This window comes from Rhodococcus triatomae (assembly GCF_014217785.1).
GTDB classification, from domain to species: domain Bacteria; phylum Actinomycetota; class Actinomycetes; order Mycobacteriales; family Mycobacteriaceae; genus Rhodococcus_F; species Rhodococcus_F triatomae.
On the sequence record NZ_CP048814.1, the window covers coordinates 4,753,065 to 4,770,000 of the forward strand.

Sequence of the window (16,936 nt, forward strand, 5' to 3'; positions counted from 1 at the left end):
CCTCGCCACCGTCGAACGGTTCGGTGTCCACGGGCTGAACGGGCGGACCGGGAGCCTCCTGCTCGGAAGGCTGCGGCAGGCTCGCAGGCTGCGGTGTCGTCACGGTCCGATGCTCCCCTGCTCTCTCGTCTCGCGCGGTGCCCGGTGTCCGGCGCAGCGCGTCGAGCTCTGCGTCCGCCGGCGGGCGTTGCTCATCAGGTCCCTTCCACATCGTTACCAGAACGCTACCGCTTCGCCACAGGAATCCTCCGACTGACACGCACGCACGCTAGCGCGCTACGGGGCTACCGCGCTCGAGGATGAGCCTCGGCCCAGACCTCTCGCAGCGAGCCGATGGTCACCAGGGTGTAGATCTGGGTCGTCGTCACCGAGGCGTGCCCGAGCAGTTCCTGAACCACCCGGACGTCGGCACCACCGTCGAGCAGGTGGGTCGCGAACGAATGACGCAGTGTGTGCGGCGAGACGTCCCCGTCGATACCCGCCTGTCGAGCGGCGTTCTGCAACACCTGCCAGGCACTCTGCCGCGACAGTCGGCCTCCGCGGACGTTGAGGAACAGTGCGGGTGTGGACCGGGAGATCAACCCTGGCCGTCCGCGCACCAGATACGCGTCGACGGCGCCCAGTGCCGGCCTGCCCACCGGAACCAGCCGCTCCTTGCCACCCTTGCCGCGCAGCAACACCGATCGGGTCTCGGTGTCGATGTCGTCGACGTCCAAGCCGACGGCCTCGGAGATCCGGGCCCCGGTCGAGTAGAGCAACTCGAGCAACGCCCGATCCCGCAGGCTGCGTGGCGTCTCGGCGGGGCCCGCTCCGCCGACGGCGTCCAGCAGGGCGAGCACGGCATCCACGGGCAGCGACTTGGGCAGCCGCTTGCCCGGGGTCGGCGGACGGACCCCCCCGCGCCACGTCGACCGGAACCAGCCCCTCCGCCGCGGCGAAACGGTGCAGCCCGCGCACGGCGATCAACGCCCGCGCCGCCGAACTGGCGGCCAGGGGAACCACCCCGTTCTCCGGGTCACCCCTGCGCAGGTCGAGCACGAAGTCGAGGACGTCCTGTTCCGTGATCTGCTCGAGCCGACCGATCTTCCGTTGTTCCAGGAATCGGAGGTACCGGCCCAGGTCGCGACGATAGGAGCCGATGGTGTTGCGGGCAGCGCCTCGTTCCACCGTCAGGTGATCGAGATACGAATCCACCTCCCGCGCGATCACCGCACTACCCCCTCGGCGTGTTCTCGTCCGTCGCGCTCTCGCCGGCTCTCGCGTGGCGACGGGCACAGAAGCTCTCCGGGCGATCGAGCCACGGGGACTGGACCGGTCGCAGATCCTGCGGGGTCATACCCCGCGCTCTGGCCGCGGCGAGCGCCCCGATCGCCGCCACCGCGGTGGCGTTGACGATGTCCCCGGCAAGCACCATCGCCAGCGCGTCGTCGAGGGGGAACCGCTCGATCTGCAGGTCCGCCTCCTCGTGTTCGGGCTCCGGCCGCTCGACCTCGCTCAGATCCTCGGCGAGATAGACCCGCACCGACTCGTCGGTGAAGCCCGGCGAGAGCGCGATGTCCAGCAGCACCGACCACGAGGCGGCCGCGAGGCCCGTCTCCTCGGCGAGTTCGCGCTGCGCCGCCGCGAGCGGATCCTCGCCGGGCACGTCCAGCAGGCCGGCGGGGATCTCCCAGAGCCTGCGGCCGATCGGATGCCGGTACTGGTACACCAGTACCAACCGATCGTCCGCGTCGATCGCGACGATCGCGACCGCGCCGTCGTGTTCGACGACCTCACGCTCGGCGGCCCGCCCGCCCGGCATCACCACCTGATCGAGACGCAGCGCCACGATCGCGCCGTTGTACGCGGTGCGCGAGCTCAGCGTCTCGAACTCGTGGCGCGCCGACTCGTGGCGGACCTCCGAGGGATCGTCCTTCGCCCCCATCGTGGCCCGTCAGCCCGCGTTCTCGGTGACGTCCAGCTCGGCCGCCACTTCGAGAGCCGGTGCCTCGCCGGTGGACGGCTCGCCGCGGCCGGTGTCGCCGTGCACGTCGACCGGCAACCGCTCCTCGAGCTTGTACCGCAACGCGGCGTCGACGAATGCGGCGAACAGCGGATGCGGCCGGGTGGGCCGGCTCTTGAGCTCCGGATGAGCCTGCGTCGCGACGAGGAACGGATGCTGCTCGGCCGGGTACTCGACGAACTCGACCAGATGGCCGTCCGGGGACGTGCCGCTGAAGAGCAACCCGGACTTGGCGATCCGGTCCCGGTAGGAGTTGTTCACCTCGTACCGGTGCCGGTGCCGCTCGGACACGCTCTCGCTGCCGTAGGCGCGTGCGACCACCGATCCCTTGGCCAGCGTCGCGGGGTAGGCACCGAGGCGCATCGTGCCGCCCAGGTCCGCCTCCCCGGCCACCACGTCCTCCTGATCGGCCATCGTCGAGATCACCGGATGCGTGGTCTCCGGCTCGAACTCCGTGGAGTTGGAGTCCTCGAGCCCCACCGACCGCGCCGCCTCGATGACGACGCACTGCAACCCCAGGCACAACCCGAGCAACGGGATCTTGCGCTGACGGGCGAACCGGATCGCACCCACCTTGCCCTCGATCCCGCGGATACCGAACCCACCCGGGATCAGCACCCCGTCCACGTCACCGAGGAGGGACTGCGCCCCCGCCTCGGTCTCGACGTCGTCGGACTGCACCCAGACGATCTCGACCTTCGACCGATTCGCGAATCCGCCGGCGCGCAACGCCTCGGTGACCGACAGGTAGGCGTCGGGCAGGTCGACGTACTTGCCGACCAGCGCCACCTTGACGATCTCCCGCGGCTGGTGGACGCGCTCGAGCAGGTTGCCCCACACGGTCCAGTCGACGTCGCGGAACGGCAGGCCCAGCTGGCGTACCACGTAGGCGTCGAGGCCCTCCCGGTGCAGCACCTTGGGGATGTCGTAGATCGACGGAGCGTCCGGGGTCGAGATGCAGCCGTCGACGTCGACGTCGCACATGAGGGCGATCTTGTTCTTCAGCCCCTGGGGCACGTCCCGGTCACACCGCAGGATCAGCGCATCCGGCTGGATGCCGATGCTGCGCAGTGCCGCCACCGAATGCTGGGTCGGCTTGGTCTTGAGCTCACCCGACGGCGCCAGGTACGGCACCAGCGAGACGTGCAGGAAGAAGACGTTGTCACGGCCGACGTCGTGGCGCACCTGACGGGCGGCTTCGAGGAACGGCTGCGACTCGATGTCGCCCACGGTGCCGCCGATCTCGGTGATGACGACGTCGGGACGCTCGCCCTGCAGGTCCGGCTCGGCCATGCCGAGGATCCGGGCCTTGATCTCGTCGGTGATGTGCGGAATCACCTGCACGGTGTCGCCCAGGTACTCGCCGCGACGCTCCTTGGCGATCACGGTCGAGTACACCTGGCCCGTCGTGACGTTGGCCTGGCCGGACAGATCCCGGTCGAGGAAGCGCTCGTAGTGACCGACGTCGAGATCGGTCTCCGCGCCGTCCTCGGTGACGAACACCTCGCCGTGCTGGAACGGATTCATCGTCCCGGGATCGACGTTGAGGTAGGGATCGAGCTTCTGCATGGTGACGCGCATACCGCGCGCGGTGAGCAGCTGGCCGAGGCTCGAGGCGGTCAGGCCCTTGCCGAGCGACGACGCGACGCCGCCGCTGACGAAGATGTGCTTGGTGTCCGTACGCGTGTGAGTGCGTGACTGTGACAAAGAGGCTCCCGTGACGACTGTGCAGGACTTGGACTGTGTCGAGCAATGCTGGGGCCTGCCGACCCACGGGACCTCACGCTAACATGTGCGCGCTCGCCTGACCCAACAATCCCCAGCGTGTCGAGCGACGGGCGGGTCGGGGGCGGACGCCGTCACGGTACGTCGCCGGGCTCCTGCTGTGACGCGGCCCGCTCCGCGAGGACGGCGGTGTCCGGCAACTCACCGGCGCGGTCCCGCAGGAACGGCACGACCTTCTCGGCGATCGCCGCGTTGTACGCGTCCGGGGCCTGGTTGGGATTGGCGTGGCCGGTACCGGCCATCCGGACCACCCGCAACGATCCCCTGGGCCCACCGGACCGGTCGTAGAGGATCCGCTGCGAGTAGTCGACGTCGACCACCTGGTCGTCGATGCCCTGCCGCGGACGCAGGAACACCACTCCCGGCCGCGGCTTGCCGTCCACGTCGTGTGCCAACGCGGACAGATCGCCCGCCGCACCCGAGGCCACGATCGTCTTGAACTGGGACTCGATGAGCCCGTTGCTGGCGGCGCGGTCCGAGGCGATCTTCTCGCGCATCACCTCGTCCACGACGTCGAAGAACTCGTGCACGTCGATGCCCGGCAACCCCGCGTCGCGGGTGACGAATCGATCCTTGCGTGCTGCGGTCTCGACGGCGAAGCGCACCGAACGGCTCTCCCGAGCGCCCGGGATCCAGCCGATCCAGCGCAGCATCTCCTCTCCCGCGTCGCGGCTCTCCGCCCGCACGGCGTGCAGATCGATCGGGGTCGAGTCGAGGATGACACCGGACACCACCAGATCCGTCTCGGTGTACAGATGGCGGGCCACCTCGAGGGCGATCACCCCGCCCATGCTGTGGCCGCTGAGGACGACGGTGTCCACTCCCTCGTCCTCGGCCCGCTGCCGCACGAGGTCGGCGATCACCGCGGTGTCGATACCGCTGTTGTCGTACTGCACCGCCCACACCTGCCCGAGGCCGGCCAGCGAATCCAGGGTGCGGGCGGTCTCGGTGGCGTCCAGGTTGCCCAGACCGACGAGGTCGACGACGGCGGTGTCACGGTCGCGCGGCGAGACGGCGTCGTGCACGGCGTGCAGTTGGGGGTGAGTGTGCGCGAGACGCTCGCGCTCCGGCTGGACGTCGAATTTCCAGTACTGCGCGGCGAGGACCACCAGCGGCAGCAACGCCGGCGTCGCACGGGTGACGATGCGCGCGAAGCGGCCGCGGCCGCCACGGGTCTCGCGCAGGCGGGCACGCCGACGGTCGTCGTCCCAGTCGCTGACGGTGGAGGGGTGCCGGATCACTCGCATCCCTCTCGAGGGTACCGACGATCAGCCCGCCGGAACGCCCACTGTGACCGCCGCCGCGCCCGGGCCGGTGCCGTAGCGACCGGCACCACCGCCGAGTTGTTCCTGGAGTGCCAGCGGCACCGTGATCCGGCCGGATTCCCGGTCCACATCGTCCACGGTGCTCACCCGGGAGGACAGCGCCGAGTCCGAACGTGCGACCGCGACCGCGCCGTTGCCGTGTGCCGATCCCGGCCTCCCGGCGAGGACCACACCCGATCCGCGGGCGTCCAGGCCCGCGGCGAACCGCGCCACGACGGCGCCACGGTTGCCGGTGGCTCCGTCCGAGGACTGCTCCGGGTCGGGCTCGCCCGTGAGTACGACGGCGAGCTGGGCGGGCTCGACGGCCCCCTCGTAGGTGAGGAAGCCTCCACCGCGCAAGGTGTCGAGCGCCAGGGCGCGCTCCTCCGGTGTCCCCTGCGGCTGCCCTGATTCCGGGTTCGCCTGCAGGATGGCGCCGAGTAGATCGCCGGCCAGACTGCCCTGATCCACCGCGCCGGTCTGCAGCGTCACCCCTGCCGGAATGACGTTGTTGACCACCGTCCGCAGCCGGTCACCGCCGGTGGCGTCGACGAACGATTCGGTGAGCGCGAGACGACCGGTCACCGCTCCCCCGGCCTGGCCGATGACCCGGTCGAGTGCCTCGACGTCGCCGGGATCGGAATCGGGGGTCGTCACGACGAGAACGGTGTTGCCGGGCAGCGTGTCGCGCAACGTGCGCGCGGACACTCCCGCCGCGAATCCGTCCGCCGAGTTCAATTGGAGCTCCAGGGCGTTCGCGCGCTGGTTCGCCTGCTCGAGATCACGCTCGAGCTGGGACTTGTCGTCGCGCAACCCGGAGACCAGGCCCGTGGAGAGCACACCCGATCCCAGGAACACGCCCACGGCGAGCGCGACGAAGATCGCCGCGATCGAGATCGCGTGCTGACGGAGCGAGATCACGCGAGCGGCCCCGCTTCCGCCGGTGTTCCGTACGGTGCGGTCACTCGAAGAGTCCCTGTATCCACAGCGTCAGACGGTTCCAGAGATCCGTCGCCCAGTCCACGACCTCCGCACCCGTGTTGGACACCAGCAGGGCGACGATCACCGCGACGAGAGCGGCGAGTACGAGCAGCGCGATCGCGCCCCCCGACACCCGGCTGCGGTACAACGTCGCCACCGCCTTGGCGTCGACCAGTTTGGGCCCCACCTTGAGCCTGGTGAGGAACGCCGACGGGTTGCTCTCGCGGCGGCCACGGTCGAAGAACTCGTCGAGCGACACGGTGTTGCCGACCGTGACGATCAGGGATGCGCCGTGGTGATCGGCGAGCAGCAGCGCCAGGTCCGACGGAGAACCCGACGCCGGGAACGTCATTCCGCCGATACCCAGATCCTGGATTCGCGACAGTCCGGGAGCGTGCCCGTCCGGGTCGGCGGGCAGAACCACCTCTGCGCCGGACTTGAGTGTGGCGGTGGAGATCTCCTCGGGGTCGCCCACGATGAGGTCGGGACGATAACCCGCATCCTCGAGCGCGTCGGCCCCGCAACCGACGCCGATGAGGATCGGCGAGTACTCCTTGATGAACGGCTTCAGGTTCTTCAGGTCCGCGACATGCTCGGGACCGTCTGTGACGATCACGACGTGCCGGTCCTTCATGTCGACGTCGACGTCCGGGACGCCGATGCCGTCGATCAGCAACGGGCTCTCCGTGCGGATGAACTCGATCGTGTTGCCGGAGAACGCCTCGAGATGGTCGACCAGACCGGTCTTCGCCTCGATCATCCGGTCGGAGATCTCCGCCTCGGTCTGCTCGGTGCCCTTCGCGATCCGCCGCTCGCCGGCGTACACGCCTCCGTCGTTGATGCGGACCTTGCTTCCGTCCTTGATCGACTTGAAGACCTCGGTCCCGGCCGAGTCGATCAGGAGGATGCCGTTCGCGACGAGCGTCTCCGGCCCGATGTTCGGGTAACGTCCCGACATCGAGGACGACGCGTTGACCACGGCGAGCACCCCGGCCTTGACCAGGGCATCCGCGGTCACTCGGTCCAGGTCCAGTTCGTCGAGCACGACGATGTCACCGGGCCCGACGCGACGCAGCAGCTTGGCCGTGTTGCGGTCGACCCTGGCGATGCCACTGACCCCAGGCAGATGTTCGGTGTTTCGTGACAACAGTGCCGGCAACTTCATGCACTCGATGATCGCCCCGATCTGCCCCGGGCAACGGGAGGCGCGCCGAATCAACTACCACACAAGACTCGGATTTACCACGGTCGGTGACCGGCGAATACGCTCCGAGTCATGCACCGGCACGTTCGGCATGGGCGGTCGCCAGCAACTCCTCGGCGTGCGCCCGACCGGTTTCGGTGTCGTCGAGCCCGGCGAGCATGCGGGCCAGTTCCACCACCCGATCGTCCTCGGTGAGGGTCCGGACGCCGCTGCTCACGACACCGTCGGAGTCGGACTTGTCCACCACCAGGTGCGTGTCCGCGAATGCCGCGACCTGCGGAAGATGCGTGACGACGATGACCTGGTGTGTCCTGGCGAGCCGGGCCAGCCGCTTGCCGATCTCGACGGCCGCGCGGCCCCCGACCCCCGCGTCGACCTCGTCGAAGACCATCGTCGCGCCCGTGTCGGAGCCGGCGAGAACGACCTCGAGTGCCAGCATCACGCGGGAGAGCTCACCGCCGGAGGCGCTCTTCCCGATCGGCAACGCCTGCGCGCCACTGTGAGCCGACAGCCGGAACTCGACCTCGTCGACCCCGGAGGAACCCGCGTGCACCAGTTCCCCCCGCACCTCCAGCGGCGCCGAATCCTGCGGTCCCGCAGGCCGGGACTGCACCTCCACCTCGAGCTGCGCCCGGCCCATCGCGAGCCCGGACAGCTCGGCGCTGACCGCCTTCGCCAGCTTCGCCGCCGCCTTCCGGCGAGCCTCCGTCAGCTTCGCCGCGGCCTGGGCCGTGGCGGCCGCGGACTCGTCGACCTGACGGGACAGTTCCGTGACGGCCTCGGTGGACACGTCGAGATGCCGCAACCGTTCGCGCGCCTCCGTCGCCCACCCGAGTACGCCGTCGACGTCGGCCGCGTACTTGCGGGTGAGGGTCTTCAGCTCGGCCTGCCGAGACAACAGCGAGTCGAGAGCATCGGGTTCCGCTGGCAGTTCCGACAGGTACCGAGCGAGATCGGCGGCCACATCGGTGACCACCGTGACCGCCTCACCCAGCCGGGGACCGAGGACCTCGAGATCGCGGTCGCCGGACGACTCGAGGCGCGAGCGCGCCTCGGACAGCAGATCGAGCGCCCCGGAGATCGCTGCGGAATCGTCGATCTCGTCGCCACCGGACAACGCCCCGCGCGCCTCTTCCGCCGCCGACCGCAACGAATCCAGATCGCTGAGCCTGCGGACGTCCGCGACGATGGCCTCGTCCTCCCCGGGCTCGGGGGCGACGGAGTCGATCTCCTCGAGCGCGAACGTCAACTGGTCCGCCTCCTGCGCCAGCTCACGGGCACGCGTGGTGCGCTCGGCCAGTTCGGTGCGCGCGGTGATCCATTCGTCACGGTGCTTGCGATAGCGCGCCAGGAGCGGCCCGATCGTCTTGTCCCCGAATCGGTCCAGCGCCGCCCGCTGTTCGCCGGGGCGCTGCAGACGCAGCTGGTCGTTCTGGCCGTGGACGGTGAGCAGAGAACTCGTGAACTCCGACAACGTCCCCGCGGGCACACCACGGCCGCCGAGGTGCGCTCGTGAGCGCCCGTCCCCACCGACGGTCCGGACCGCGATGATGCTGCCGTCCTCGTCACGCTCGGCACCCGAGGATTCGAGGAGCGCCTCCACCTCGGCGTCGATGTGCGGGGAAGCTCCCTCGGTGGAGAACCGACCCTCGACGACGGCGCGCGTGGCGCCGAGCCGCACCCGCCCTGCATCGGCGCGGGCACCGCTGAGCAGATGCAGGCTGGTGACGATCATCGTCTTTCCGGCGCCGGTTTCACCGGTGAGCACCGTGAGGCCTTCGTGGAACTGTGCCGAGGCCTCGGAGATCACGCCGAGGTTGTCGATCCTGATCTCTGCGAGCACGTTCTAGGCCCTCCTTCCACGCCATCCGGTCACGGGCAGTTCGAACTTGCGCACCAGCCGGTCGGTGAAGGGGGCCGAGTCCAGCCGCACCCATTCGAGGGGTTCGCGTCCCCGGACGATCTCGACCCGCCCCCCGGCGGGGAGTTGCAACGTCCGGCGGCCGTCGCAGAAGACCAGGCCGTCGTGGCTACCGGCCAGGGTCTCGACGGCGATGAGCGATTCCGGGCTGGTCACCAACGGGCGCGCGAACAACGCGTGCGCGTTGCTCGGCACCACCAGCAGCGCCTCGAGTTCCGGCCACACCACGGGACCGCCCGCGGAGAACGCGTATGCCGTCGACCCGGTGGGCGTCGACACGAGGACACCGTCACAGCCGAAGGTGGACACCGGCCTGCCGTCCACCTCGAGTACCACCTCGAGTACCCCGAGTCGCGAGCGGTTCTCGATGCTCGCCTCGTTGAGTGCCCAGCCTCGCTCGATCACCGTGTCGTCGACCCGGACCAGGACGTCCAGTGTCATCCGGTGCTCGATCCGGTATTCGCGGCGCACGACCTGCCCGAGCGCCTCGTCGAGGTGCTCGGCCTCGGCCTCCGCCAGGAATCCGATGTGGCCCAGGTTGATTCCGAGGACCGGCACCGACGCGGCCTGAGCCAGCTCCGCGGCACGCAGGAACGTCCCGTCACCGCCGAGCACCAGCACCATCTCGCACCCGGACGCGGAGTCCGGGCCCGGGTGCACCGCGGTGACGTCGAGATCCTGCACGGCATCCGGGGAAATCCCCAGCGCGTCGGCCTCGTCCAGCAGCACTCGCAGGCCGATGCCCGCACCGGCGAAGATCTTCCCCACCCGCAGAGCCGTGTCCTCGAGCGCCCGGTGCGCGGGGTGGGCGACGAGCAGTATCCGTCGCTGCCCGTCGCCGGGGACACCGGCACCCTGTCCGGTCACTGCTTCCCCTTTCACTGGGGCCCCTCCTCCACCGCAGCCTGCACGACGGCCTCCAGCGAGGCCGGTCGATCTTCCTCCGCGACCTCCCCGGATCGCAACCACAGGAAGTACTCCACGTTCCCGGAGGGCCCGGGCAACGGGCTGGCCACGACACCGAGCGTGTGCAATCCCGCGCGTTCCGCGGCGCGAGCCACGTCGAGGACCGCGGCAGCACGGAGTTCGGGATCGCGGACCACTCCGCCACTGCCGACATTGTCCTTGCCGACCTCGAACTGCGGCTTCACCATCGGAATCAGATCCCCGCCTTCCGCGATACACGCGACGAAGGCGGGCAACACGAGTGTCAACGAGATGAACGACAGATCGGCGACGACGAGATCCACCCGGCCGCCGATCTGCTCGGCATCGAGGCTGCGGACGTTCGTCCGGTCGAGGACGTGTACCCGCTCGTCCGATTGCAACCGCCACACCAACTGGCCGTACCCGACGTCTGCGGCGACGACTTCCCGCGCACCTCGCTGCAGCAGGACGTCGGTGAATCCTCCTGTCGAGGCACCGGCGTCCAGGCATCGACGGCCGGACACGCCGAGCCCACGGGGTTCGAAGGCCGAGAGGGCACCGAGAAGTTTGTGCGCTCCCCGCGACGCCCAGGACACCTCGTCGGGCACGTCCACGACGCGCAGCGGGGTACCCACCTCGATCGCGGTCGCGGGTTTCGTCGCGGGTGCCCCGGAGATGAGGACTCGACCTTCCGAGATCAGTTCCTGTGCGTGGTCACGGGAGCGGGCCAGTCCGCGGCGTACCAACTCGGCGTCCACGCGTGCTCGACGCGCCACCTCAGCTCTTGTCCACCGAGGCCAGGGCGCGAACCAACACGTCGTGCGCCTGCTCGAGCAGTTGCGCGTTCGCGGACAGCACCGTTCCGCCGTCGCCGCCACCGTGCGCTGCCCCCGTCACCGGCTCGAGTTGTGACAGCAGTCCGTCCACCTGCGCGTGGATACCCGCAGGGTCGATCGTCGGCGGTGGGCCCGGCAGGTGCTCGCCCGGCCGCGGAATCGGGGTGTTCATCGCGCACAACGCTAGCCGATACCCGGCAGCGGCGCATACACGCCTCGGTGCCGGGAATGTCGCGTGTCCGTCACCGACCCCAGTCGGCGAACACCGCGGCAACGGCGGGATCGGACGAGGTCAACGCTTCGAAACCGGGGTGCTGCCAGGCAGCGATCGACACGTCACGCAGCAACCGGGCCCGGTCGAGGACACCGTCACCGCTCGCGGAGACGTCGAGGCCGGCATCGACGACGGTGACCTGGTGGGCGGGCTTGCCGCCGACTCGTGACGCCTCCGGTGACCGGCCCAATGCGGACAGATCCTCCGCCAGGAAGGTGGGCCGCTGCCCCGGCGCACATCGGAGGACATCCGCCGGTGTGCTGACCCCGGTCAGGACCAGCAACGAATCGAACCCTGCCGAGACCGCGCCCTCGATGTCGGTGTCGAGGCGGTCGCCGACCACCAGCGGACGCTGTGCCCGGCTACGGGCCTGCGCATCCCGCATCAGCGGTTCGGCCGGCTTCCCGGCAACCACCGGCTCGACCCCGGTGGCACACCGCACTGCGGCCACCATCGAGCCGTTCCCGAGTACCAGTCCACGCTCGGTCGGCAGGGTCGAATCGACGTTCGTCGCCACCCAGAGCGCGCCGGCCCGGATCGCCAGAGTTGCCTCGGCGAGCAGACGCCACCCCGTCTCCGGCGAGTGTCCCTGAACGACAGCCACGGGGCCGTCGTCGAACTCGCGCACGGGGACCAGTCCCGCCGCGGACACCTCGTCGACGAGCGCAGGGGCGCCCACGACCAGTACGGGCGATCCCGGAGGAATCCGCTGGGCGAGCACTCCCGCTGCCGACTGGGCGCTGGTCACCACCCTCTGCTCCGACGCGTCGAATCCGAGGGAGCACAGGTGTTCGGCCACCTCGGCGGGACCACGGCTGGCGTTGTTGGTGACGTACAGCTGCTCGGCGCCCGCCCCCGACAGGGCGTCGACCGCGCCGGGAACCGCCTCCGCTCCCTGGTACAGGGTGCCGTCGAGGTCGAGCAGAAGCGCGTCGTACCGGGCGGAGAGTGACGAAGGAGAGTGCGACGACATGAGGAAGCGTGCTCCTTCGACGGTCAGGGCTGCTCGCCGGTCAGTTCGGCCACCCGCTCCTCGGCGTCGGTCTCGCCGTCCAGGTCCGCAGCCGCAGAGTTGAGGAACCATTCCAGGCCGTCCTCGACTCGACCGGCAGCCACCAGCGCATCCGCATACGCGTAGAACAACCGGGCCGCACCGGAGCCGGTACGCGCCGGGTCGAGTTCCGGAGTCTGCAGGGTGACGACCGCCTGGTCGAACTGCCCGAGATCCATGCGAGCCCCGGCCACGACGATGCGCAGCTCGGTGGCCTCGTCACCGGTGAGTTTGGCCGCCTCGTCGCTGCGTCCGAGTTCGATGGCGCGTTCGGGACGGCCGAGACCGCGCTCGGCGTCCGCCATCACCGCCAACAGCCCTGGTCCGCCCGCCATCCGGCGCGCGGCGCGCAACTCGGAGAGCGCTTCGGCCCATTCTCCGGCGTGGTACGCGGTGATTCCTGCCGTCTCGCGGACGACGGCGATCCGTCCGGCCCGCTGCCGCGCCGCTCGCGCATGGGCAAGCGCGAGCCGCGGATCGTCCTCGATCAGGCGCCCGGCCATCACCAGATGCCGGGCCACCGTCTCGGCGTTCCGCTTGTCCAGGCTCAGCAGATCCCGGCGAACGGCGCCCTCGAGATCACTCGGCTGGACGTCGTCGGGAAGATCGGGTTCGTCGGGCCGCGCATCCTGACGCTGTGCGCGGTCTCCGCCGCGGCGGTCGTCGCCCTGGCCTCGTGGACCGAATCGTCCCTCGCCGCCACGACGAGGAGCGCCCCGGTTCTCGCTGCCGCGGTACTCACCCGGGCGCCGGTCGCGGTCACCCGTCGGTCGACGCTCTCCTGATGATCGGCGGTCATCCGCCGCTCGGCGGGGCCGGCCGGCCTCGCCGTCTCGTCGGGGGCGGTCCGAGCCTCGACCGTTCGGGGAGTCACCCCGCCGGAAGGGCCGACCTCCGTCGTTGCTCTCCGACACAGTCAATTCCTTTCACCACACCACTCACACGAAAAGACGCCGAAAACACGAAAGGGGACCCGAATTGTCGGGTCCCCTTTCGCTCACGGATTGTACGGCGGTGTCCTATTCTCCCACACCCTGTCGAGTGCAGTACCATCGGCGCTGGAGGGCTTAGCTTCCGGGTTCGGAATGGGACCGGGCGTTTCCCCTCCGCTATAGCCGCCGTAACTCTATGAAACTATCCACACACCCCCTACACACCTGCACCCGTCTCCCACGTCACCGTGGGGACAGAGCATGTGGTGGGGGTATCTGTGTGTTGTTTCAGATACCGCACAGTGGACGCGTAACACCTTTGTGGTAAGCCCTCGGCCTATTAGTACCAGTCACCTCCACACATTACTGCGCTTCCAGTTCTGGCCTATCAACCCGGTAGTCTGCCGGGGGCCTTAACCCCTCAAAGGGGGAGAGAAACCTCATCTTGGAACAGGCTTCCCGCTTAGATGCTTTCAGCGGTTATCCCTTCCGAACGTAGCCAACCAGCAGTGCTCCTGGTGGAACAACTGGCACACCAGAGGTTCGTCCGTCCCGGTCCTCTCGTACTAGGGACAGCCTTCCTCAAGTTTCTAACGCGCGCGGCGGATAGAGACCGAACTGTCTCACGACGTTCTAAACCCAGCTCGCGTGCCGCTTTAATGGGCGAACAGCCCAACCCTTGGGACCTACTCCAGCCCCAGGATGCGACGAGCCGACATCGAGGTGCCAAACCATCCCGTCGATATGGACTCTTGGGGAAGATCAGCCTGTTATCCCCGGGGTACCTTTTATCCGTTGAGCGACACCGCTTCCACATGCCGGTGCCGGATCACTAGTCCCGACTTTCGTCCCTGCTCGACTTGTCAGTCTCACAGTCAAGCTCCCTTGTGCACTTGCACTCGACACCTGATTGCCAACCAGGCTGAGGGAACCTTTGGGCGCCTCCGTTACATTTTGGGAGGCAACCGCCCCAGTTAAACTACCCACCAGGCACTGTCCCTGAACCAGATCATGGTCCGAGGTTAGAGGTCCAATACGATCAGAGTGGTATTTCAACAACGACTCCACGAACACTGGCGTGCCCGCTTCACAGTCTCCCACCTATCCTACACAAACCGAACCGAACACCAATACCAAGCTATAGTGAAGGTCCCGGGGTCTTTTCGTCCTGCCGCGCGTAACGAGCATCTTTACTCGTAATGCAATTTCGCCGAGTCTATGGTTGAGACAGCTGAGAAGTCGTTACGCCATTCGTGCAGGTCGGAACTTACCCGACAAGGAATTTCGCTACCTTAGGATGGTTATAGTTACCACCGCCGTTTACTGGGGCTTAAATTCTCAGCTTCGCTCCCGAGGGAACTAACCGGTCCTCTTAACCTTCCAGCACCGGGCAGGCGTCAGTCCGTATACATCGTCTTACGACTTCGCACGGACCTGTGTTTTTAGTAAACAGTCGCTTCTCACTGGTCTCTGCGGCCCCAACCAGCTCACACCGCAAGGGTGATCACCAGCCGAGGCCCCCCTTCTCCCGAAGTTACGGGGGCATTTTGCCGAGTTCCTTAACCATAGTTATCTCGATCGCCTTGGTATTCTCTACCTGACCACCTGTGTCGGTTTGGGGTACGGGCCATGTGAAAGCTCGCTAGAGGCTTTTCTCGGCAGCATAGGATCACTGAATTCGCCTCAATCGGCTACGCATCACGTCTCAGGATATGTGCGCCCCGGATTTACCTGGGACACTCCCTACACGCTTACACCAGTATTACCACTGACTGGCTCAGCTACCTTCCTGCGTCACCCCATCGCTTGGCTACTACCAGATCAGGTCCCATGCATCCACGTCCAGGGCCCCCGAAGGGGCGTAAAGACGCTTCAGGATGGTTAGTATCACTGATTCACCAGGGGCGCGTTCACACGGGTACGGGAATATCAACCCGTTGTCCATCGACTACGCCTGTCGGCCTCGCCTTAGGTCCCGACTCACCCTGGGCGGATTAACCTGGCCCAGGAACCCTTGGTCATTCGGCGGAAGAGTTTCTCACTCTTCTTTCGCTACTCATGCCTGCATTCTCACTCGCACAGCCTCCACCACTAGATCACTCTGTGGCTTCCCTGGCTGCACGACGCTCCCCTACCCACCCACACACCTGGCCCACCCCCATAGGAGAAAGGCGGGCTATTGTGTGAGTGCCGCGGCTTCGGTGGTGTACTTGAGCCCCGCTACATTGTCGGCGCAGGATCACTTGACCAGTGAGCTATTACGCACTCTTTCAAGGGTGGCTGCTTCTAAGCCAACCTCCTGGTTGTCTTCGCGACCCCACATCCTTTTCCACTTAGTACACGCTTAGGGACCTTAGCCGGCGATCTGGGCTGTTTCCCTCTCGACTACGAAGCTTATCCCCCGCAGTCTCACTGCCGCGCTCTCACACCCTGGCATTCGGAGTTTGGCTGATTTCGGTAAGCTTGTGGGCCCCCTAGACCATCCAGTAGCTCTACCTCCAGAGTGAAACACGCGACGCTGCACCTAAATGCATTTCGGGGAGAACCAGCTATCACGGAGTTTGATTGGCCTTTCACCCCTACCCACAACTCATCCCCTCAGTTTTCAACCTAAGTGGGTTCGGGCCTCCACGACGTCTTACCGTCGCTTCACCCTGGCCATGGGTAGATCACTCCGCTTCGGGTCTAGAACATGCCACTCAAACGCCCTATTCGGACTCGCTTTCGCTACGGCTACCCCACACGGGTTAACCTCGCGACATGCCACTAACTCGCAGGCTCATTCTTCAAAAGGCACGCCATCACCCACCCACCGAAGTGGCACAGGCTCTGACGGATTGTAAGCGCACGGTTTCAGGTACTATTTCACTCCCCTCCCGGGGTACTTTTCACCTTTCCCTCACGGTACTAGTCCGCTATCGGTCACCAGGGAGTATTCAGGCTTATCGGGTGGTCCCGACAGATTCACACCAGATTTCACGGGCCCGGTGCTACTTGGGAACCCTTCACGAGAGCCGAGATGTTTTCGTCTACGGGATTCTCACCCTCTACGACAGGCCGTCCCAGACCACTTCGACTAACAACTCGGTTTCTTACTCTCGCCCGTCATGACAGTAACGGGAAGAAAGGCCCCACAACCCCACGAGTGCAACGCCTGCCAGCTATCACACACCCATGGTTTAGCCTCATCCGCTTTCGCTCGCCACTACTCACGGAATCACTGTTGTTTTCTCTTCCTGTGGGTACTGAGATGTTTCACTTCCCCACGTTCCCTCCACACACCCTATATATTCAGATGCGGGTAACACGACATCACTCGTGCTGGGTTTCCCCATTCGGAAATCCTCGGATCTCAGCTCGGTTGACAGCTCCCCGAGGCTTATCGCAGCCTCCTACGTCCTTCATCGGCTCCTGGTGCCAAGGCATCCACCGTACGCTCTTACACACTTACAACAAAGATGCTCGCGTCCACTGTGCAGTTCTCAAACAACACACAACCAGAAAGCCCCACCGCCACCAGACCACGTGATGTCACCACCACCCGCGGTATAACCGAAACTCCCTGATCGTCGTCACTCATCCAGAGAAGAAACACTCACGTGTTCTCTCAGGACCCAACAGTGCATCGATATAACCCTCTTCCCCACCAGCACTCGGGCCGGCAGCAACGAAGAGAATACTTGTCAGCGTTCCACCCATGAGCTCCCACCGGACAACAT

11 protein-coding genes, 2 rRNA genes and 1 pseudogene are annotated in these 16,936 nt (G+C 66.8%); all 14 read right to left on the minus strand.

Features of this window, described 5'->3' with window-relative positions:
* Window positions 1–284: 284 nt before the first annotated feature.
* Window positions 285–1,209: pseudogene (gene xerD / locus G4H71_RS22830) on the minus strand (site-specific tyrosine recombinase XerD).
* 4 nt (window positions 1,210–1,213) lie between these two features.
* Entirely contained in the window at window positions 1,214–1,924 is a 711-nt protein-coding gene (locus G4H71_RS22275; protein ID WP_072740334.1) for an NUDIX domain-containing protein, read from the minus strand.
* A gap of 9 nt (window positions 1,925–1,933) precedes the next feature.
* Window positions 1,934–3,709: a CTP synthase gene (gene pyrG / locus G4H71_RS22280; RefSeq protein WP_072740335.1), complete on the minus strand. Its 1,776-nt coding sequence runs from the start codon at window positions 3,707–3,709 to the stop codon at window positions 1,934–1,936.
* 152 nt (window positions 3,710–3,861) lie between these two features.
* Window positions 3,862–5,034, minus strand: coding sequence for an alpha/beta fold hydrolase (locus tag G4H71_RS22285; RefSeq protein WP_083343348.1), 1,173 nt, complete (start codon window positions 5,032–5,034; stop codon window positions 3,862–3,864).
* A 21-nt stretch (window positions 5,035–5,055) separates the two neighbouring features.
* Window positions 5,056–6,012 carry a copper transporter gene (locus tag G4H71_RS22290; RefSeq protein ID WP_072740336.1) on the minus strand — a complete coding sequence of 319 codons (957 nt, stop codon included), beginning with the start codon at window positions 6,010–6,012 and terminating at the stop codon, window positions 5,056–5,058.
* 40 nt (window positions 6,013–6,052) lie between these two features.
* The gene (steA, locus tag G4H71_RS22295) at window positions 6,053–7,237 is read right to left on the minus strand and encodes a putative cytokinetic ring protein SteA (protein WP_072740337.1); all 1,185 of its coding nucleotides are present in this window, start codon (window positions 7,235–7,237) and stop codon (window positions 6,053–6,055) included.
* A 109-nt stretch (window positions 7,238–7,346) separates the two neighbouring features.
* Window positions 7,347–9,119, minus strand: coding sequence for a DNA repair protein RecN (gene recN / locus G4H71_RS22300; protein WP_072740338.1), 1,773 nt, complete (start codon window positions 9,117–9,119; stop codon window positions 7,347–7,349).
* A 3-nt stretch (window positions 9,120–9,122) separates the two neighbouring features.
* The gene (locus G4H71_RS22305; protein WP_072740339.1) at window positions 9,123–10,064 is read right to left on the minus strand and encodes an NAD kinase; all 942 of its coding nucleotides are present in this window, start codon (window positions 10,062–10,064) and stop codon (window positions 9,123–9,125) included.
* A gap of 11 nt (window positions 10,065–10,075) precedes the next feature.
* Window positions 10,076–10,900 (minus strand): TlyA family RNA methyltransferase, encoded by an 825-nt coding sequence (locus G4H71_RS22310; protein WP_072740340.1) that lies wholly within the window; start codon window positions 10,898–10,900, stop codon window positions 10,076–10,078.
* A 1-nt stretch (window position 10,901) separates the two neighbouring features.
* Window positions 10,902–11,132: a hypothetical protein gene (locus G4H71_RS22315; RefSeq protein WP_072740341.1), complete on the minus strand. Its 231-nt coding sequence runs from the start codon at window positions 11,130–11,132 to the stop codon at window positions 10,902–10,904.
* 70 nt (window positions 11,133–11,202) lie between these two features.
* A complete protein-coding gene (locus G4H71_RS22320) occupies window positions 11,203–12,207 on the minus strand; it encodes an HAD-IIA family hydrolase (protein WP_072740342.1) in 1,005 nt (334 codons plus the stop codon).
* 23 nt (window positions 12,208–12,230) lie between these two features.
* Window positions 12,231–13,205, minus strand: a complete 975-nt coding sequence (locus G4H71_RS22325) for a hypothetical protein (RefSeq protein WP_169847203.1) — start codon at window positions 13,203–13,205, stop codon at window positions 12,231–12,233.
* Window positions 13,206–13,291: 86 nt separating this feature from the next.
* Window positions 13,292–13,408: ribosomal RNA gene (gene rrf, locus G4H71_RS22330) — 5S ribosomal RNA — on the minus strand.
* 129 nt (window positions 13,409–13,537) lie between these two features.
* A 23S ribosomal RNA gene (locus G4H71_RS22335) occupies window positions 13,538–16,670 on the minus strand.
* Between the last annotated feature and the right edge of the window lie 266 nt (window positions 16,671–16,936).